Here is a 19,744-nt window from a genome sequence, read left to right on the forward strand (position 1 = left end):
TTGAAATAAATGAATACTAATGATATATTTAAAAAAGATAATCTGTTTTTTATAGGTTATCTTTTTATAATGCATAGAAGGGACATGTAATTATGTTTAAAGTTTTTATAGTTGAAGATGATACTACAATTGCAAATATTATCTCTAATAATCTAATTAAATGGGGTTATGAAACTAAGGTGGCCAAAGAATTCTCTGATGTTTTCTCTGAGTATGTGAATTTTAAACCTGATTTAGTTTTGTTGGATATCGTATTACCATTATATGATGGGTATTATTGGTGTTCAAAAATAAGGCAGGAATCAAAGGTACCAATCATATTTATATCATCAAAAGACTCCAATATGGATGTTCTAATGGCAATCAATATGGGTGCTGATGATTATGTGACTAAACCTTTTTCAATGGAAATACTTCTTGCCAAGATTAGTGCTCTCATAAGAAGAACTTATTCTTATGCCTATAATGAAACTAATCTTATTGAGCATAAAGGTGCGGTTCTTAATATTGATGATGGAACACTTATGTATAATGATGATAGAATAGACCTGACAAAAAATGAGTACAGAATATTGTATGTACTGATGAGTAATAAAGACAGTATAGTTTCAAGAGATACAATAATGAGAAATCTCTGGGAACATGAAAGTTTTGTTGATGATAATACGTTGACAGTAAATATCAATAGATTAAGGAAAAAATTGGACAAAAAAGGTCTTAATGATTTTATTGTTACAAAAAAAGGACAGGGGTATATTATAGAATGAGCAAGTTAAGGTTCTTAAGGGACAGGGTAGGTCTTATAGTTATATATATGTGTAATTTATTGATTATCAATTTGATTATTATTTTGGATGAAAACAATCCCATGAATATCAATAATGTTTTTTACATGGATATTTTATCTGCATTCATTATCATTGTGTATCTGGTTTATGATTATAGAAAATATAATGATATATATAAGAAGATTGATTATAAGATAAAACATCATTATTTTGAGGAGTTTGACATAACTGGTACTATGCCATATATAAAAAAGAAGTATTATCAATTATTCAATGAATTTTATAGAACAGTTAATACTTCAAAACAACAATTGAATAAGGATAATGATGAATATTATGATTTTATAACATCTTGGGTGCACGCTGTTAAGATTCCAATATCTGCAAGTAGACTACTGATCGAAAGTCATCATAATGAGGCAGATACTAAGGAAACTTTAGCCAATATTGAAAATGAGATTGAAAAGATTGAAAGATATGTTGAACAGACGCTCTATTATTCAAGGAGTATGAGTTTTTCTAAGGATTATTTAATTCAAGAATATAAACTCAATAATATCGTTAATAAATGTGTGAAAAAATTTGCCAAGACATTTATTGTTAAGAGAGTTTCACTAAATGTTAATATGGATAAAGAAATTAGTATCTTTACCGATAAGAAATGGTTTGAATTCGTATTGGAGCAGTTGATTTCCAATGCTTTGAAATATACGGATATGGATACGGGGAAGATAGATATCAGCAGTTATGAAGATGATAGAGAGTACAGATTATTAATAAGAGATAATGGAGTTGGAATTAAGATTGAAGATATAAATAGAGTTTTTGAAAGAGGATTCACTGGGTTTAATGGGAGATATTATGAGAAATCTACTGGAATGGGGCTGTATCTTGCAAGAAAATTAGCTAGGAAGTTGGGGCATAAGATTACTATTGAATCTAAGACGGGGGAATATACGTTGGCTAGGATTCATGTTAGTAAGGTAGGGGATTATTTTTTAAGATAACATTAGAAGTGATTATTTTTGGCGATGGGGTGGCAGGTGCACCAGATATTTAATATTGTAATTTATAATTGTGGATGGATTTCAAGAAAAGCCTTGACAGTTGTGGGTTATATGATAAAATAGGAAGTAAATTATTAATATGTATATATGAAAGGCAATGAGAGTGTTAAGTAGGTGGTTATGTTACTTATAGAGAGAAGATGCGATAGGCTGAAAGCATTTTTAAGTTCTCGTAACTAGTGAATTTCCCACTTGAGCTGTATTTCTGAACGTAGATAGTAGTTATTTATTAGTAGGAGGTAACGTTGAGCGCGTTAAGTTAGTTGAGTGTCTAATTAGGCTTAATTATATGTAATTTGTTAGAGTAAGTCTATTGAAATTAGGGTGGTACCGCCGAATTGTGACTCGGTCCCTTGTATGTAGGAAGGGGATGGAGTTTTTTTATTGCGCAATAAATGATATATGAATTTATTTATTATAAGGTTGAAAGGAGTAAATAGCATGAAAGATAAGTTACAGGCTATTAAAGAAGAAGCTTTAAAAAGTATTGATGAAGCAACAGACCTAAAAGTTATTAACGATATTAGAGTTAATATCTTAGGTAAAAAAGGTGAGTTGACTAGTGTTCTTAGAGGAATGAAAGATTTATCTAAGGATGAAAGACCAGTAATAGGACAATTAGCTAATGAGGTTAGAAACATAATAGAGCAAAAGTTAGAGGAAGCAAAAGTTGACTTAGGTAAAAAACAAAGAGAAAAGCAATTGACAGAAGAGGTCATTGATGTTACTATGCCAGCCAAGAAAAATGTTTTGGGACATAGACATCCAATGAATATTGTACTTGAAGATATTAAAAATATTTTCATAGGAATGGGATATGAGATAGCTGAAGGACCAGAAGTTGAAAAGGACTATTATAATTTTGAAGCCCTTAACATACCTGAAAACCATCCTGCCAAGGACGAACAAGATACATTCTATATTAATAAAGATATAGTTCTTAGAACTCAGACATCTCCTGTGCAGATAAGGGTTATGGAAAATCAAAAACCTCCTATCAGGATATTGGCTCCTGGTAAAGTTTATCGTTCAGATGAAGTTGATGCTTCACATTCACCTGTATTTACTCAAATAGAAGGTTTGGTGGTTGATAAAAATATCACTATGGCGGATCTAAAAGGTGCACTTGAAATATTTGCAAAAGAACTTTATGGTGAAAAAGTTAAAGTGAAATTCAGACCTCATCATTTTCCATTTACAGAACCTAGTGCGGAAGTAGATGTATCATGTGTAATGTGTGGTGGAAAAGGATGTCGTGTTTGTAAAAATACTGGTTGGATAGAGATTCTAGGTTGTGGTATGGTTCATCCGAAAGTACTTGAAATGGTAGGTATAGATCCAAAAGAGTATAGTGGATTTGCTTTTGGTATGGGACTTGAACGTATAACAATGTTGAGATATGGAATTAATGATATTCGTTTGTTCTATGATAACGATGTAAGGTTCTTATCTCAATTCTAGTGAGCTTAATATAATTTATAGTTTGGTTTTGTTTATATTTAATGTACAAACGTATTAGTTAAACTAATAAAAATATATATGAATTTTATAGATATATCGGTAATATAATTTTTTGAATATTTAAAAGGAAGGTGTAATAAATGAACGTACCTATGCAGTGGTTGAATGACTACGTTGAAATTGATTGTGATATAGATACTTTTACTGACGGAATGACAATGTCAGGTTCTAATGTAGATGGATATGAAGAGTTAGGTAAAGAAATCAGCAAAGTTGTGGTTGGTAAGATATTAAAGATCGAAAAGCATCCTGATGCTGATAAATTAGTTGTGACACAAGTTGATGTAGGAGAAGAAACTATACAGATCGTTACTGGAGCCAATAACATCAATGAAGGGGATTATGTGCCTATAGCCCTTAATGGTTCTACATTACCTAATGATATAAAGATTAAAAAAGGGAAATTAAGAGGAATTGAATCTAATGGTATGATGTGTTCTGTTGAAGAATTAGGTTTGACAAAAGAAGATTTTCCAGATGCACCAGAAGATGGTATCTACATCTTCGATAAAGAATATGATTTAGGTATGGATGTAAAAAGCATCTTTGGCTTAGATGATATTGTAGTTGAATATGAGATTACATCTAATCGTCCTGACTGCTTTAGTATTTTAGGTATCGCACGTGAGGCAGCTGCTACTTTCTCAAAGGATTTCAAATATCCAGAGATCAAAGTGGAAGAAGTTGGTGGCAATGCTGATGATTATGTCAAGATTGAAATAGATGATAAAGAGTTATGCGCTAGATTTGCTGGAAGAGTTGTTAAGAACCTTAAAATAGGACCATCTCCACGATGGATGAGAAAAAGACTATTATCATGTGGGGTTAGACCTATCAATAACATAGTTGATATAACTAATTTCGTTATGTTAGAATTTGGTCAGCCTATGCATGCTTATGATTTAGATAAATTACAAGGTAAAAAAGTTATCGCAAGACGTGCAAAAGATGATGAAAAGATTATGACACTAGATGGAGAAGAAAGAACTCTAGATTCATCGATGCTTGTTATAGCTGATGAGAATAGAGCAGTTTCCATAGCTGGTGTTATGGGTGGAGAAGAGACTAAAGTAACTGAAGATACTACTACATTACTATTTGAAGCAGCTAATTTCGAAGGAACTAATATTCGTTTTACATCTAGAAAATTAGGGCTTCGTTCGGATTCTTCTGCTAAGTTTGAAAAATATCTGGATCCAAATAATATTGATGAAGCAATCAATAGAGCATGTCAGTTGATTAATATGTTAGATGCTGGTGAAGTTGTATCTGGAATGGTTGATGTTTATCCTGTAAAGAGAACAGAAAAAGAAGTTCCTTATACAAAAGAAGGAATCAACAAGTTATTGGGAACGGATTTATCAGATGAAGAAATGATTAAGTTCTTTGAAAAAGTAGATCTTAAAGTTGATACAGAAAAAGGTGTAGTTGTTGCACCTACATTTAGACCAGATATTGAAAGAGAAGCTGATTTGGCTGAAGAAGTTGCACGTATATATGGTTATAATAATATACCTGTTACTCTTGCAACAGGTACTCCAACTGTGGGTAAAAAAAGTTATAAGCAAAAGATTGAAGATATTACAAGGTCTGTTATGGAAGACTGCGGTTTAAATGAAGCTATGACATATTCATTTGAAAGTCCAAAAGTATTTGATAAAATTAAACTTGATAAAAATGATCCATTAAGAAAAACTGTAACTATCTCTAACCCTCTTGGAGAAGATTTCAGTATTATGCGTACGACTACAGTTAATGGAATGCTTACAGCATTAGCAAGCAATTATAATAGAAGAAATGAATCAGCTAGTCTATATGAATTATCATATGTATATCTTCCAAAAGATGCTGATATTAAGGAACTTCCTGATGAAAGAATGCAATTGACAATTGGTATGTATGGAGATGTTGATTTCTATCATATTAAAGGTGTAGTTGAAACACTTTTAGATAGATTAGGAATTTATCAAGGTTATGAATATAACCCTGATGCATCTGTAAGTTACCTACATCCAGGAAGACAAGCAAAAATTACTATAAATACTAAAGATCTAGGAATCATTGGAGAAGTTCATCCTGATGTAGCTGATAATTATAATATTGACACTAGAGCATATTTAGCTGTAATCGATATGCCTTTATTAGTTAAGAAATCTAGTCTAGATCGTTCATTTGAACCATTAGCTAAATATCCAGCAGTCAATAGAGATTTAGCTCTTCTTGCTAAAACAGAAGTTCTAGTTGGTCAGATAGAAGCTATAATCAAACAACGTGGAGGTAAAATATTAAAAGACATTAAGCTGTTTGATGTTTATACTGGTTCTCAAATAGAAGAAGGATATAAATCATTAGCATTCTCACTTACTTTTAGAGCTAATGACCATACTTTAAAAGAAAAAGAAATAAGTAAAACAATGAATAAAATTCTTAACGGTCTTGAAAACATGTTAGATGTTAAATTAAGACAGTAGAATGATAATAGAGCATTCAATAAATTGATTTGGATGCTCTATGTATTTATATTGAATGATAAATGGATATATATTCAAAAATTCTAAAAATATTCAATAATATAAATTTTATCTTTTTAAGGTGCATTAGTATCTTAATCCAAATGTTTTGTACAATATTACCATAATACCTATGTTTTTTTTTGTATATATATTTAATTTTACCCTTGTATTATTAATCATAATAATGTATAATTATGCTAAGTTTTTAATAAATATACAAGAAGTTGTATAAATAATGAATATTAAAGATAAAATGTAATTTGAAAGGGTGGACATACAATGAAAAAGAAAATTATAAGCATTAGTTTATTATTAATATTAGCACTATCTATGACATTATTTGCTGGGTGCGGTAAGAAAGATACAAATACAACAGCAGATAATGAAGGAGTTCAAAAAGAAACAGAAAATACAGGTGACACAGATACAACAGATAAGGCGGATAATACAGAAACAAAAGATGTTATTGTTATGGGTACTAACGCTGAATTCCCACCATTTGAAAGTGTTGAAGGTGGAGAGTATGTAGGATTTGATATTGATATATCAAAAAAAATTGCAGAAAAACTTGGTATGGAATTAAAAGTTGAAAATATGCAATTCAGTTCATTAGTTGCAGCACTACAAACAAAAAAAGTAGATTTTGTTGCAGCAGGTATGACTTATACTGAAGAAAAAGCAAAAGAGGTTAATTTCTCTGATAATTATTTCACTACGACTCAAGTAATCATTGTGAAAAAAGATAATGATACCATTAAGTCAAAAGAAGATTTAGTTGGTAAAAAGATTGGTGTGCAAGCTGGAACTACTGGTGAAGAGGAATCTAGAAAAATAGAAGATGCTACAGTTGAATCATATGATGCGGGTTATGCTGCTGTGATGAATTTGACTAATGGAAATATTGATGCTGTTGTAATCGATCAAAAACCAGCAGAGAGATTTGTTGCTAATAATGATAAAATCATGATTCTGGAAGAAGAATTGACAACAGAATCTTATGCTATTGCAGTCAATAAAGATAATGAAGAATTATTGAATACTATAAATGAAGTATTTAAAGAATTACATGAAAATGGAGAATATGACGTTTTATATAATAAATACTTCGGCGAAGAAGAAGTAGATTCAACAGAAGCAGAATAATTATCATGCGAGTTAAATAAAGAAAACTATCTTTCTTTATTATAACAATTATATCCTTTCAACCTTACTTTCAATATATTTTGAGAGTATGAGTTTAGTAGTTAATACTACTTACCCAAATAGGAAAGCGGACTTCCCATCTGCTTTCCTAACTCCTTAATAATGTGTGTCTAGGCACACTTTTATTTCCTTATAGGAAAGTAGAAAATTGCAAAGTTATACTTGATGATATATGAATTCATTAATGAAAATTAGTATTATTCTTAGATAATAAGGGTTATTATTTACGTTAAGTAATTAAGAAAATTATAGTTTGATTTTGCAATTTTTTATAAAAAGGAAAGTTTTGTTCTAACTAAATTATGAATATAGGTGATTATGTGAATTTTTTAATGATTAATATATCAGAGATAACTGAATACTTCAATCACTTCTTCCAATTGGTTTTTGGACCAGAGAATGGACCAGGAAGTTATCCGAGATATATGTATTGGTTACAAGGTATAAAGTTTTCTTTACAACTTACTCTTTTAGCAGCAATTATAGGAATTGCTATAGGTATATTTATCGCCATGTGTAAGTTGTCAAAAAGAAAATTCATAAGATTCTTTGCAGGTTTATATATTGATTTAATCAGAGGTACTCCTGTACTTATTCAGATATTGTTTATTTATATGGTAGTATTTGCTTCAAGTGGTTTACCAAAGCTTGTGATTGGTGCTATAGCATTTGGTATTAATAGTGGTGCGTATGTTTCTGAGATAATAAGAGCTGGTATACAAGGTTTGGACAAAGGACAAATGGAAGCAGCTAGATCGCTTGGTATGCCCTATGGAATGGCAATGAAAAACATAATTATTCCCCAGGCAATAAGAAATATTTTACCAACATTAGTTAATGAATTCATTGTGCTTCTAAAAGAAACGTCTGTCATAGGATATATAGCTGGTAATGATATATTGAAGGCTAATAATATAATAATAGGACAGACATATTCAGCTGTCGAACCATTGATGACATCTGCAGTAATATATTTGATATTGACATCAATATTTACATTCATAATGAGAAAAATCGAGAGGAGGTTGAGAGCTGGTGATACGCGTTAATGATTTGCATAAGAATTTTGGTAATTTGCATGTTCTGAAAGGTATCAATACACATATAAAAAAAGGAGAAGTAGTAGTCGTAATAGGACCTAGCGGTTCTGGCAAGAGTACATTCCTTAGATGTCTCAATTTATTGGAAATGCCTACAAAAGGTAATATAATATTTGAAGGCGTAGATATAACTAGTAAAAAAAATAACATTAATGTTCAGAGACAGAAAATGGGAATGGTATTTCAACAGTTTAATCTCTTTCCTCATATGACAGTTCTTGATAATATAACTCTTTCACCTATAAAAGTGAAGAAAGTGGCAAAAGATGTTGCTGAAAAAAAAGCATTATCACTTCTTACTCGTGTTGGATTAGAAGATAAGGCAAAAGCTTATCCAAAACAACTATCAGGAGGACAGAAGCAGAGAATCGCTATTGTAAGAGCATTGGCTATGGAACCTGATGTAATGCTATTTGATGAACCTACATCAGCACTTGATCCTGAGATGGTTGGAGAAGTTTTGGATGTTATGAAACAACTTGCTTCAGAAGGTATGACAATGGTAGTGGTCACTCATGAAATGGGATTTGCAAAAGAAGTAGGTACTAGATTATTTTTTATGGATGAAGGTGTCATTGCTGAAGAAGGGGACCCAAATGAAATATTTAAGAGTCCAAAAAAAATAAGGACCAAAGAATTTTTTAGTAAAGTTCTTAAGTAAAATAATTAGATTAAAATGGATAATTTTTACTATAAATGAAAATAAATGTAGATTTTTGTATGGAAGCACCTTATAATATAATAAGGTGCTTTTTTGCGTCTTGTTTGAATTAATATTAACCATTTAGGGGGATTATATGAAAAAAGTATTTTTATGGCTTAATATAATAATTATAACTATAACATTATCATGTACTTCAGATAGTATATATGCAAAAGGAGATTCTGATCAAGAATTAAGAATCGGTCTAAGGCAATGTTATGAACATAAAGAATCAATTCATGTCAATAATAAAATACTGAATATGGGTTATAAAATAGATGATGAATATAAGTCAGAACAAGTTTTTATGTCTGACAATGGTTTTACTTTTATGCCTGCTTCGAATAACTATTTAATATCTTTAGATAGTTATGAAACTTATGAGGATGTCCAGAAACAAGCACATATATTAATGAAACAAGATTATGATGTTTTTCCGGGATATGCATCTGTTGGTGTTTGGAAAATATATATTCCAATAAAAAATAAAAAAGAAACTAGTGAAATACTATATAAATTGAATCTAGATAAGAATGTAGCTTTTGAAATCGTTAATGATAATGGCTTCCGAACCATAATGGAATTCTCAAATGATATTATTGTTATGGAAAATACTTATGAACACGTACAATTCTTATCAATGGATGAGGATAACGAGGTTAGTGCCATTGATTTAGGACAAAGACAGTATAGAGGGAGAATGGAGTTCGGAAGGTATGATGAAGAAGGCATAACGGCTATTAATATCATTAATCTTGATGAATATTTGTATGGAGTTTTACCTTCTGAAATACCATATACTTGGCCAATGGAAGCTCTGAAAGCACAAGCTGTCGCTGCAAGAAATTATGCTGTCTACTATAAGAACAACAATAGTAAATATAGAGATAAGCCTTATATCTTGTGTGATACGACTTCATCTCAAGCATACAAAGGTTACTCTGTTGAAAATGAAAGAACGAATAAAGCAGTAAATGAAACTGATGATAAACTGATAACTTATCAAGGTGAAGTTATCCAAGCAACTTTTTTTTCAACAAGTGGTGGTCATACAGAGAATAGTGAAAATGTATGGAATGGGTCAGTGCCTTTTCTTAAGGGAGTTCCAGATATATATGAACTAGAACCGGCTGCTGAACCTTGGACTAAAGAAATAACTTCTGTTGAAATAAAAGACATATTGGCAAAATATGATATTGATATTGGAGATATTACTGATATTATTCCTATGGATTATACTGAAAGTAAACGTGTTACTAATCTGGAGATTATAGGAACTACGGGAGAACATGTAATAAAAAAAGAGACCATAAGGTCTTGGCTAGGGTTGAAGAGTAGAAAATTCACTGTAGTTAAAGAGGATTATCAACCTAGAAAGATGTTCAATGTAATGTCAGCAGGTTCTTATGAAAAAGTTCAAAATATAGATGACATGTTTGTTGTAACTGGTCCTTATAGTAAGGGAAAATTGAAGATTGATGATGATCAATTAATTATACTAAGTAAATATAATATTGATAATATACCGCTTATAGAAGGTAAGAAAGATACATATACTTTTGTGGGGCAAGGATACGGTCATGGGGTTGGAATGAGTCAGTCAGGAGCTAAGACTATGGCAGAACAGGGGTTTACATATGATGAAATTCTAGAATACTATTATACTGGCGTAAAAATCAAATAAAAATATGTTTATGACCAATAGCTTATATAACGGAATTAAATCTAGGGTATATTAATAATAGATAATTTTTATAGACAAAGATTTATATATTATGTTAGTATGTATTACATGAAGTTCTAGAAAATTGATAGAGCACGAAATATATTTATATATTATATTAAAGGAAAATATAAGGAACAGGAGACATAAATGAAACGTAAAGATTTTGATTTTGAGCTACCACAGGAACTGATTGCACAAGATCCTCTAAAAGATAGATCAAGTTCCAGATTACTAGTTCTTGATAAAGAAACAGGGAAAATAGAACACAAGATTTTTAAAGATATATTGGGTTATTTGAATAAAGGTGATTGTTTAGTATTGAACAATACAAAAGTTATTCCAGCTAGGCTAATTGGTAGTAGAGAAGAAACTCACGGGAAGGTTGAATTTTTACTATTAAAGAGATTAGAAGGGGATAATTGGGAAGTAATGGTAAAACCTGGACGAAAAGCTAAACCAGGTGATAGAATTGAATTTGGTAATGGATTATTGAAAGCAGAAGTACTTAAAGTGGTTGAAGGTGGAAATAGAATCGCTAGATTTGAATACGAAGGAATATTTGAGCAAGTACTTGATGAACTTGGACAGATGCCTCTTCCACCATATATAACTCACCAATTAGAAGATAAAGAAAGATATCAAACAGTTTATGCAAAACATAGAGGTTCTGCCGCAGCACCTACAGCAGGTCTGCATTTTACTCCAGATTTGTTGAAAGCAGTTGAAGAAAAAGGAGTAAAAATAGCTTATGTGACTTTACACGTTGGACTTGGAACTTTCAGACCAGTCAAAGTAGACGACATTCTAGATCATACAATGCATTCAGAATATTACTGGATAGAACAAGATGAAGCAGATAAAATTAATGAAACCAAGAAAAACGGTGGACGAGTTATAGCGGTTGGAACAACTAGTAGCCGAACTTTAGAGTCTGTAGGCGATAATGATGGTCATGTTAAAGAATCTAAAGGGTGGACGGATATATTCATATATCCAGGTTACAAATTTAAAGTTGTAGATACACTCATTACTAATTTCCATCTTCCTGAATCAACACTTATTATGTTGGTTTCTGCTCTTGCAGGTAGAGAAAATGTATTGAATGCTTATAAAATAGCTGTGGAGGAAAAATATAGATTCTTTAGTTTTGGAGATGCTATGCTTATAAAATAAAATTAGCTAAGTTGAAGTATAGAAATATAATAAAAGAGATATGTTAACCGTATACATTGATAAGTATTATTTTTACATTTGTTGATTATCTTATTTAAAAGATATGACAAGCTGTAAAAGTTATTATCTTAGTATACGGTTATTTTTGTTATTCCGTTTAAATTGATTGATATAAAATTTATTTGATTTCCTAACCTTTGCTGAACTAGATAAATAAAGGTAAAAAAAGATTATAATTTATTCTGATTTGATTTCAGTCCACTTGTTATTATATATTTTGGTCATCTCTGGTCCTAGATCAATAAAAACTTCACATCTTTCTAGAATCTCATCCAAAGGATAAGCAGCTTTATCATTAATTACTTCATTAGGTAATTGTTCTTTGACACCTGTATGTGGAGTAGAAAAACCAATAAAATTAACATTAGCTAGTGCAATATCAGTTCTATTGAGAAAATTAATAAACATTTCTGCTTCTTTTTTGTGTTTTGAAGTATTAGGTATGCATACCCCATCAAACCAGAGGTTACTACCTTCCTTAGGAACAACATATTCTAATGAAGAATTAAGATCTTTAGTGAAGATAGCATCACCAGAATATACTACTGCCAAATAAGCTTCATTTCCAACCATTTTATCTTTTACTTGGTCATTAACATAACCAGAGACCAATGGCTTTTGGTTGATGAGTAACTGTTTAGCTTCTTCTAACTTATTTTCTTCTATGCAATTAAGAGAGTATTTTAATTTTTTCAATGCAACTGCAAAAGTATCACGAACACTATCTTGCATAACAATGTTTTTAGCGTATTTTTCATCAAAAAGGATATCCCAGCTGTCAACAGGTTCTTTGACAAAATCTTTATTGTACAATATACCTAGAGTTCCCCACATGTATGGAATGGAATATTCATTATTAGGGTCATATGCCAAATCTTTGAAATTATCTTCAATATATCTATAATTAGGTACATTATTAAAATCAATTTTCAGCAACATATCTTCTTTTATGAGTTTTTCAATCATGTAATCAGATGGAAATAGAACGTCATAATTCTGTGCGCCTGATTTCAGTTTAGCATACATAATTTCATTAGAATCAAATTTATCATAATTAATTTTTATTCCTGTTTCTTCAGTAAATGTATTTAATACATCTTCGTCGATATAATCTCCCCAATTGTATATGTTAAGGGTAACGGTATCATCTTTTTTACAACCAGCAAATAAAGATGATGCGATTACAAGAGTTAACAATAAGCAGAACATTCTTTTCATGAACAATAGCCTCCTAATATATTTTCTACAAAATTATTTTGAAATTCAATACTTAATAGCAATTTTTATTTAAATTCTTTTATGTGGCTGAGCTTCTTTGTCTGTTTTTATTCGTTTGTTAATGATTATCAGTAAGATCAATACGGTAACAAACATAACAGTTGATAGAGCATTAATTTCTGGTTTTACACCACGTTTAGTCATTGTATAGATGGTTATGGACAAATTGGATATTCCATTACCTGTCGTAAAATAACTTATAACAAAATCGTCTAGAGATAAAGTGAAAGCTAATAAAAAACCTGTTATCACACCTGGCATTATTTCAGGTAGTATTACTTTCGTTAATGCATAGCTTTTGGTTGCTCCAAGGTCAAGAGCAGCTTCATATGTATATTTATTAAGCTGTTTTAACTTTGGTAGAACACATAATATAACATATGGTATATTAAAAGTAATATGAGCCAGTAATAAGGATGTAAATCCTAGTTTCAGATTAATGAAAATGAATAATAACATCAAAGCTATACCTGTTACAATGTCAGGGTTCAAAACAGGTAGATAAGTAAGGTTCATTACAGTTTTTTTATAGAATCCTCGCATGTTGCTAATACCGATTGCAGCAATTGTTCCAACTATAGTAGCTATAATAGCTGATAGCAAAGCCACTATTAGAGTGTAATACAATGCTTTTGCGATGGAAGGATCACTTAACATACTTTCATACCATTTAAGTGAGAAGCCTCCCCATTTTGCGCGAGACTTATTCTTGTTGAATGAGAATATTATTAGAGTCACGATAGGTGCATATAGAAAAGTAAAAATCATTACCATATATATTTTTTCTATTGATTTTCTTACCATAAATGCACCTCTTTCTCATCGTTATCGAATCTAGATAGTATTGTCATAGTAATCAATATTATAATCATAAGAATCAGCGATAATGAAGAGCCAAATCGCCAATCATAGTTCATTATGAATTGATCTTCAATTATGTTCCCTATAAGATGTACTTTGCCACCGCCTAAGAGGTTAGGGATAACAAATGATGTAACAGCTGGCATAAATACCATTGATATGCCACTCATTACACCTGGTATACTAAGGGGTAAGGTTACTTTTGCAAATGCGGTTTTAGAATTAGCTCCAAGGTCTGAAGCTGCTTCTAATAATGACTTATCTATTTTGATAAGTGTGTTGTATATTGGTAAAACCATAAAGGGTAGGAAATTGTATACCATTCCTAAAACTACAGCATAAGGTGTATTAATAATATTAAGGGTTGGCAAACCTATAAATCTTAATGCTGAATTAAGAAGTCCATTATTAGTTTCCAATATGGTTAACCAAGCATATGTTCGTAATAAAAAATTCATCCACATAGGTAAAATGAAAATAAATATCATAGTACTCTTTTTAGTCGATTTTCTTGAAAGTATAAGCGCTAAAGGATATGCAAGAAGTAAACATATTATAGTGCTAATGCCTGCTAGCCTTATAGAGCGCCACATTGCTTTCAGATATAAGGGTTGAAATACTTTGGCAATGTTATCAAATGATAGAACTATCCCGTTATCAGTATTGATAGTTATTCCATAATACAAAATCATGCTAAGTGGAATAATAGTAAATAAAACTATCCATATAAGATAAGGGGTGGATATATAACTCTTTTTCATATTAACTTATCCCTCCACTAATTTTTTCATTATATGAATATTGAATGGTATGACGTTAATACCTACTTTGCTTCCTATTTCATATGTCTTAGTATTATGTACAGTCCAGTTGTATCCTCGTGATTGGATATTCATTTCATAGTGAACACCTTTGAATATAGAAGAAGTTACTACACCATTAAATAAACCAGTATCAATTTCTGCTATTTCAACATCTTCAGGTCTTATGACTACATCAACAGGCTCATGGGTTGCGAAACCTTTATCTACACAAGGTATATTCTTATCAAGAAATTTAACTAAGCAGTCTTCTAACATGATTCCGTCGATGAGATTACTTTCACCTATAAAATCAGCTACAAAGGCATTGGCAGGTTCGTTATAGATATTTTCCGGAGTACCTACTTGTTGGACTAGTCCATTATTCATAACTACAACAGTATCAGACATAGTCAATGCTTCTTCTTGGTCATGAGTGACATAGATGAACGTTATGCCTAATTCTTGCTGTATTCTTTTCAATTCGTACTGCATATCTTTTCTAAGTTTCAGGTCAAGAGCTCCTAATGGTTCATCCAAAAGTAAGACATTTGGTTCATTAGCTAAAGCTCTAGCAATAGCTATTCTTTGCTGTTGACCGCCACTTAACGAATCTATTGATCTGTTTTCAAAGCCTTTCAAATTAATTAGTTCAAGAACGGAATTCACTTTCACTGTAATTTCTTTTTTTGACATTTTCTTGATCTTTAATCCGAATGCAATATTATCAAACACATTCAGATGTGAAAAAAGGGCATATTTCTGAAAAACGGTATTAAGATTTCTTTTATAGGGAGGTATATGAGTTATATCTTTTCCCTCAAAAACAACTTTTCCAACATCAGGATTTTCAAATCCACCAATAATACGAAGTGTCGTAGTTTTACCACATCCACTAGGACCTAATAAAGTAAGAAATTCATTTTTCCTAAGTGATATATTAATATTATCAAGAACAATATTATCACCATAAGATTTTGATATATTTAATAAGTCAATAATTGTACTCATATACATTAACTCCTTTTTTATTATTTAGAAACTCGGTGGAGAACTTACCCATATAAGTTCTGCTGAATGATTAGTTGAATTGACAATATAATGTTTTTTGCTTGCTGCAAAATAAAAGGATTCACCTTTTTTGACTTTGTATACATTGCTGCCAATATAAATATTAATGCTACCTTTTAGAACATAACCAAATTCTTCGCCTTCATGTGGATTATCAGGTAGTGTAGAACCTTTTGGTGCAAGTGTTAAATAAATTGGTTCCATTGTATTTTTTTGGGCATTAGGTATAATCCATTTTATTTCATTATTTAATTCAGTATCTATTTTTTCAAAATAGTCTTCTTTCTTGAAGGTTATCTTTTCGTCTTCCATATCATTAAAAAAATCTTTCAAATTAGTACCAAGACATTGAAGAATGTCAACAAGTGTAGCTATAGAAGGAGATGTTAGATCTCTTTCAACTTGCGAAATAAAGCCTTTGGATAATTCTGCTCTGTCAGCAAGTTCTTCTTGAGTTAGTGCATGCATTACTCTTAAACTTTTTATCTTATTTCCAATTTTCATAATATCTCCTGTTCTTTTATTATAACTAAACTTATAATTTAGTATTACTAAACTTAATCACAAAAATAATTATATATATTATTATAGATATGTCAATAGAATTTTAAATATATTTAATTTAAAAAGATTTTTATCGAAAAACAAATTTTTATTAAACATTTTTGCTGAAATTAACTTAGCTTATATAATTTATTATTTTGTTGCTGTATTAGAAAAAATTTTACGGAAAATTTATACAATATTATATGGAAAAATTGTTAATAAACTGTTAATTTAAAAAATAATTTAGTAAATAATATAGACTAATAATAATAAATGTGTTAAGTTAATAAGAAAGTAAGAGAAAAGGCTAATGAAATCCTAACCAATTGAAAGATTATTAACTAGTTACTTGTTTTTATATAGGAGATGATATATATGAAATGTTCAATGTGTCATAAAAATACAGCAGTTGTTTTTGTTTCTAAGATAGTCGATGGAAAACAAGAACGATTAGGTTTGTGCCTACCATGTGCACAGAAAAGTGGCATTGCACCTCTTGACCAGCTAATGGGTCAAAGTGGTATGAGCCCCGAAGAATTTGAGAATGTCAATAAACAGATGATGACTATGTTCGAAAATGTAGATATGGATGAGTTAACATCTTCAATGAATGATCCTGATGCTGCAACAGAAGGTGGAAATTCTTTTATGAATTTATTAAATAGTGCATTTTCAGGCATGAAAAATAGTAAATCAACAGAATATCAACCAGAAGAAGAAATGAAACAAGATGAAATTCCTAATGGTAACACTGGTGGTATAAGAACTAAAAAGAAAAAGGCTACCAAAAAGAATAAACGAAAATATCTAGACACATATGGCATTAATTTAACGGATAATGCTATGAATGGCAAAGTAGATAGAATTATTGGAAGAAACAGGGAAATCGATAGAGTCATACAAATATTGAATAGACGTTCTAAAAATAACCCTATTCTGATTGGTGAACCTGGAGTAGGTAAAACAGCTATTGCTGAAGGATTAGCTGTAAGGATAGTAGAGAAACAGATACCTGCAAAACTAATTGGAACAGAGATATATCTGCTTGATTTGACAGCTGTTGTTGCAGGAACCCAGTTCAGAGGACAATTCGAATCTAGGATGAAAGCAATTATAAATGAAGCAAAAGAATGTGGAAATATTATACTTGTCATAGACGAAGTTCATAATATTGTAGGGGCTGGTGAAGCTGAGGGAGGTTCAATGAATGCTGCGAACATTTTGAAGCCTGCTTTAGCCAGAGGTGAAATTCAAGTAATCGGTGCTACTACTCTTGATGAATATAGGAAACATATAGAAAAGGATACAGCGCTTGAAAGAAGATTCCAACCTGTCCAAGTAGATGAACCAAGTAGAGAAGATAGTATTGAGATATTAAAAGGTATAAAAGGTTATTACGAAGACTTTCATAAAGTTAAAATATCAGATGAAATTGTTGAATATGCAGTTAACTTATCTGAAAGATATATAAATGACAGATTTTTACCTGATAAAGCTATTGACGTTATTGATGAAGCTGGTTCACGTGCTAATCTATTGAATTTAGGTTTAGTTGAATTAGAGGCATTGAGAAGAGAATTAGGTAAAGTCATTGATGAAAAAGAAACAGCTGCAGCAGAAGACGACTATGAAAAAGCTGCAAAGTGTAAAGTAAGTGAATTCGATTTGTTATCTAAAATTGAAAAAATAGAAAAACAATGTAATAATGTGATTATCAATAAAGAAGATATAGCTTATGTGATAGAAGCATGGACAAAAATACCAGTTCAAAACATATCTGAATCAGAAGCCAAGAAATTGCTTAATCTAGAAGAAAGATTGCATGAAAGAGTTATTGGGCAAGATAATGCAGTTGTTAGGCTATCTAAGTCAATAAGAAGAAATCGTTCAGGATTCAGAAAAAGGAAAAAACCTTCGTCATTTATTTTTGTAGGTCCTACTGGAGTAGGTAAAACTGAATTAACTAAAGCTTTAGCTTTTGAATTATATGGAACAGAAGATGCAATGATTAGATTTGATATGTCGGAGTTCATGGAAAAACATACTGTATCAAAACTTATAGGAGCACCTCCTGGATATGTAGGATATGACCAAGCTGGTCAGCTGACTGAAAAAGTAAGACGCAAGCCATATTCTGTAATACTATTGGATGAAATAGAAAAAGCTCATGCAGATGTATTTAATATTCTACTACAGATATTAGAAGATGGAAGATTAACTGATAATACTGGTCGTGTGGTAAGTTTTGAGGATACTGTTGTAATAATGACATCAAATGCTGGTACTGCCCAAAAGACGAATGGTATAGGATTCGGTAAAAATGATTTTGATTCATTAGAACGCAAGTGTAAAGAAGCGTTAGAACAAGTGTTTAGACCAGAATTCTTGAATAGGGTAGATGAGACAGTAGTATTTACTGAATTAAGTAAAGATGAACTTAGAGATATTATTGACTTGATGTTAAATGAAGTTATAGCAGAAGCTGAACTTAAAAATATCACAATTAAAGTTGCTGATGACATAAAAGAATTTATTTTAGAAAAAGGTTATGACGCTAAATATGGAGCAAGACCTTTAAGAAGGACTATACAAAGATATATTGAAGATGAGATTGCTGAGAGTTATATAAGAGGTAATATCAAAGATGGTGATACAGCAATTCTTAATTTAGAAAATGACGATATTGTTATAAAAGTAAAAAAAGAAGATATAGATGTTATCGAACATGCATAGTACAGTAATTTAAAGGGCTGCCAATGGCAGTCTTTATTTTTACAAAAAATTACTTAAATATTTTTTATTACACATATTGACAAGGTAAAAAAAAAATGATAATCTTAGTATGAATTTAAATCCTAGTATAATACTAGGAATTGAATTGAGGTGTTAAGATGAAGCTATCAACTAGAGGGCGATATGGCTTAAGAGCCATGGTAGATTTAGTTATCAATAGTAAAGAAAATAATATATCATTAAAGAGTATATCCAAACGGCAAGGCATTTCTGTGAACTACCTTGAACAAATTATTTCTATACTGAAAAAGGCAGGTTACGTAAAAAGTGCAAGAGGTGCAAAAGGTGGATATTCACTTGCCAAATCACCAAAAGATATTTCTGTAGGTGATGTACTTAGAGCATTGGAAGGAAATCTTAATCCTGTAGACTGTGCTTTAGTTAATGAAGGAAAACAATGTGATGAAGCTGATTTCTGCATTACAAAAGTTGTTTGGAAAAAAATAAGTGATAGTATTAATGATGTTGTTAATAATATGTCGCTGCAAGATTTGGTAGATGGTCATGACGACTGTGAGAAATAAATGTATTCTTAGAATTT

Annotated in this window: 16 protein-coding genes; 11 read left to right on the forward strand and 5 right to left on the reverse strand. The window is 30.8% G+C overall.

Features of this window, described 5'->3' with window-relative positions; translation table 11 throughout:
* Window positions 1-92 precede the first annotated feature (92 nt).
* From QMG30_RS08080 to queA, 9 genes are all read left to right on the forward strand, one after another.
* A complete protein-coding gene (locus QMG30_RS08080; RefSeq protein ID WP_281814333.1) occupies window positions 93-767 on the forward strand; it encodes a response regulator transcription factor in 675 nt (224 codons plus the stop codon).
* Window positions 764-1,795, forward strand: a complete 1,032-nt coding sequence (locus QMG30_RS08085) for a sensor histidine kinase (protein WP_281814335.1) — start codon at window positions 764-766, stop codon at window positions 1,793-1,795. Before QMG30_RS08080 ends, QMG30_RS08085 begins: the two co-directional genes overlap by 4 nt.
* 501 nt (window positions 1,796-2,296) lie before the next feature.
* Window positions 2,297-3,316 (forward strand): phenylalanine--tRNA ligase subunit alpha, encoded by a 1,020-nt coding sequence (gene pheS / locus QMG30_RS08090; RefSeq protein ID WP_281814337.1) that lies wholly within the window; start codon window positions 2,297-2,299, stop codon window positions 3,314-3,316.
* A gap of 140 nt (window positions 3,317-3,456) precedes the next feature.
* Entirely contained in the window at window positions 3,457-5,847 is a 2,391-nt protein-coding gene (gene pheT, locus QMG30_RS08095) for a phenylalanine--tRNA ligase subunit beta (protein ID WP_281814339.1), read from the forward strand.
* A 321-nt stretch (window positions 5,848-6,168) separates the two neighbouring features.
* Entirely contained in the window at window positions 6,169-7,032 is an 864-nt protein-coding gene (locus tag QMG30_RS08100; protein WP_281814342.1) for a basic amino acid ABC transporter substrate-binding protein, read from the forward strand.
* Between the two features lie 380 nt (window positions 7,033-7,412).
* A complete protein-coding gene (locus tag QMG30_RS08105; protein ID WP_281814345.1) occupies window positions 7,413-8,141 on the forward strand; it encodes an amino acid ABC transporter permease in 729 nt (242 codons plus the stop codon).
* A complete protein-coding gene (locus tag QMG30_RS08110; protein WP_281814347.1) occupies window positions 8,128-8,853 on the forward strand; it encodes an amino acid ABC transporter ATP-binding protein in 726 nt (241 codons plus the stop codon). The genes QMG30_RS08105 and QMG30_RS08110 overlap by 14 nt, the downstream gene beginning before the upstream one ends.
* Window positions 8,854-8,989: 136 nt before the next feature.
* A complete protein-coding gene (locus QMG30_RS08115) occupies window positions 8,990-10,579 on the forward strand; it encodes a SpoIID/LytB domain-containing protein (protein WP_281814349.1) in 1,590 nt (529 codons plus the stop codon).
* 189 nt (window positions 10,580-10,768) lie between these two features.
* The gene (gene queA, locus QMG30_RS08120) at window positions 10,769-11,794 is read left to right on the forward strand and encodes a tRNA preQ1(34) S-adenosylmethionine ribosyltransferase-isomerase QueA (RefSeq protein WP_281814351.1); all 1,026 of its coding nucleotides are present in this window, start codon (window positions 10,769-10,771) and stop codon (window positions 11,792-11,794) included.
* Between the two features lie 237 nt (window positions 11,795-12,031).
* On the opposite strand, the gene QMG30_RS08125 is transcribed toward queA, so the two are convergent.
* From QMG30_RS08125 to QMG30_RS08145, 5 genes are all read right to left on the reverse strand, one after another.
* A complete protein-coding gene (locus QMG30_RS08125; RefSeq protein ID WP_281814353.1) occupies window positions 12,032-13,072 on the reverse strand; it encodes an ABC transporter substrate-binding protein in 1,041 nt (346 codons plus the stop codon).
* Between the two features lie 69 nt (window positions 13,073-13,141).
* Window positions 13,142-13,936 (reverse strand): ABC transporter permease, encoded by a 795-nt coding sequence (locus QMG30_RS08130; RefSeq protein WP_281814355.1) that lies wholly within the window; start codon window positions 13,934-13,936, stop codon window positions 13,142-13,144.
* Window positions 13,930-14,754: an ABC transporter permease gene (locus tag QMG30_RS08135; protein ID WP_281814357.1), complete on the reverse strand. Its 825-nt coding sequence runs from the start codon at window positions 14,752-14,754 to the stop codon at window positions 13,930-13,932. Before QMG30_RS08135 ends, QMG30_RS08130 begins: the two co-directional genes overlap by 7 nt.
* Window positions 14,755-14,760: 6 nt before the next feature.
* Window positions 14,761-15,804 carry a spermidine/putrescine ABC transporter ATP-binding protein gene (potA, locus tag QMG30_RS08140; RefSeq protein WP_330680699.1) on the reverse strand — a complete coding sequence of 348 codons (1,044 nt, stop codon included), beginning with the start codon at window positions 15,802-15,804 and terminating at the stop codon, window positions 14,761-14,763.
* Between the two features lie 24 nt (window positions 15,805-15,828).
* Window positions 15,829-16,368 (reverse strand): helix-turn-helix domain-containing protein, encoded by a 540-nt coding sequence (locus tag QMG30_RS08145; RefSeq protein WP_281814361.1) that lies wholly within the window; start codon window positions 16,366-16,368, stop codon window positions 15,829-15,831.
* Window positions 16,369-16,785: 417 nt separating this feature from the next.
* On the opposite strand from QMG30_RS08145, the gene QMG30_RS08150 reads away from it, so the two are divergent.
* Window positions 16,786-19,143: an ATP-dependent Clp protease ATP-binding subunit gene (locus QMG30_RS08150; RefSeq protein WP_281814364.1), complete on the forward strand. Its 2,358-nt coding sequence runs from the start codon at window positions 16,786-16,788 to the stop codon at window positions 19,141-19,143.
* A 158-nt stretch (window positions 19,144-19,301) separates the two neighbouring features.
* Window positions 19,302-19,727, forward strand: a complete 426-nt coding sequence (locus QMG30_RS08155) for an RrF2 family transcriptional regulator (protein WP_281814367.1) — start codon at window positions 19,302-19,304, stop codon at window positions 19,725-19,727.
* The last annotated feature ends 17 nt before the right edge of the window (window positions 19,728-19,744 follow it).

Source organism: Vallitalea longa (assembly GCF_027923465.1).
Taxonomy (GTDB): Bacteria; Bacillota; Clostridia; order Lachnospirales; family Vallitaleaceae; genus Vallitalea; species Vallitalea longa.

Excerpts from the sequence above, each read along its gene's own strand:
- QMG30_RS08135 (WP_281814357.1), bottom strand. The coding sequence starts at position 14,754 with ATGAAAAAGAGTTATATATCCACCCCTTATCTTATATGGATAGTTTTA.
- potA (WP_330680699.1), bottom strand. The coding sequence starts at position 15,804 with ATGAGTACAATTATTGACTTATTAAATATATCAAAATCTTATGGTGAT.
- QMG30_RS08155 (WP_281814367.1), top strand. The coding sequence starts at position 19,302 with ATGAAGCTATCAACTAGAGGGCGATATGGCTTAAGAGCCATGGTAGAT.
- pheS (WP_281814337.1), top strand. The coding sequence starts at position 2,297 with ATGAAAGATAAGTTACAGGCTATTAAAGAAGAAGCTTTAAAAAGTATT.
- QMG30_RS08145 (WP_281814361.1), bottom strand. The coding sequence starts at position 16,368 with ATGAAAATTGGAAATAAGATAAAAAGTTTAAGAGTAATGCATGCACTA.
- queA (WP_281814351.1), top strand. The coding sequence starts at position 10,769 with ATGAAACGTAAAGATTTTGATTTTGAGCTACCACAGGAACTGATTGCA.
- QMG30_RS08085 (WP_281814335.1), top strand. The coding sequence starts at position 764 with ATGAGCAAGTTAAGGTTCTTAAGGGACAGGGTAGGTCTTATAGTTATA.
- QMG30_RS08115 (WP_281814349.1), top strand. The coding sequence starts at position 8,990 with ATGAAAAAAGTATTTTTATGGCTTAATATAATAATTATAACTATAACA.
- QMG30_RS08125 (WP_281814353.1), bottom strand. The coding sequence starts at position 13,072 with ATGAAAAGAATGTTCTGCTTATTGTTAACTCTTGTAATCGCATCATCT.
- QMG30_RS08080 (WP_281814333.1), top strand. The coding sequence starts at position 93 with ATGTTTAAAGTTTTTATAGTTGAAGATGATACTACAATTGCAAATATT.
- QMG30_RS08100 (WP_281814342.1), top strand. The coding sequence starts at position 6,169 with ATGAAAAAGAAAATTATAAGCATTAGTTTATTATTAATATTAGCACTA.
- QMG30_RS08130 (WP_281814355.1), bottom strand. The coding sequence starts at position 13,936 with ATGGTAAGAAAATCAATAGAAAAAATATATATGGTAATGATTTTTACT.
- pheT (WP_281814339.1), top strand. The coding sequence starts at position 3,457 with ATGAACGTACCTATGCAGTGGTTGAATGACTACGTTGAAATTGATTGT.
- QMG30_RS08150 (WP_281814364.1), top strand. The coding sequence starts at position 16,786 with ATGAAATGTTCAATGTGTCATAAAAATACAGCAGTTGTTTTTGTTTCT.